We start from the raw sequence: 588 nt of genomic DNA on the forward strand, positions 1-588 counted from the left end.
CGTCACGCTGTCGCCGCTGATCAAAAACCGTTTCTCTTTTTCCCACAATGCAATACTGCCGGGCGTATGACCCGGGATCAGCACCACCTCAAAATGATAAGGCTCAAAATCAAGCCGATCCCCTTCCTGCACAGCGATAAACCGGCTTTGGGTTTTCCGCTTCTGCGCCAGCCGGGCCATTTCGGCAGGATGCATCAAAATTTCCTCAAACTCGCCGCACGCCGCCGTATGATCCGGATCGCTGTGCGTTAATAAGAAAGTCAGCGGCTTGGACGTCTGTTTTTCCACCATTTCCCGCAAGCCCGCTTCCACTCCGCCGTCGATGACGAGCGCCGCGTTTTCCCCTTCGATCAGAAAACAGCGCACATAGCCTTCCTCTACGCTCATCAGATGATCTTGAATGTGTTTGATTTCCATATCTATTCCTCCAAAGAGCCGCGCTCCTTTTTTCATCGCTGATACAACTTAAGTTTCTACCAAAACGATCAAAGTTTCAAGCTTTTCCACAATTCTGATTTTAATCTGCGGTCAGGACATCGATGATTCTGAATTAATTGATTCTTTTTTCCTTTCGTCGAGAAGAAGATA

The 588-nt window shown here is 48.5% G+C and carries 1 protein-coding gene; it reads right to left on the reverse strand.

The genetic code is table 11. The features are described from left to right. Positions 1-417: MBL fold metallo-hydrolase (locus HOLDEFILI_RS04200; RefSeq protein WP_039863862.1), on the reverse strand; the 417-nt coding region annotated here is incomplete at its 3' end. Positions 418-588 lie beyond the last annotated feature (171 nt).

Origin of the sequence: Holdemania filiformis DSM 12042 (assembly GCF_000157995.1) — a bacterium.
Taxonomy (GTDB): Bacteria; Bacillota_I; Bacilli_A; order Erysipelotrichales; family Erysipelotrichaceae; genus Holdemania; species Holdemania filiformis.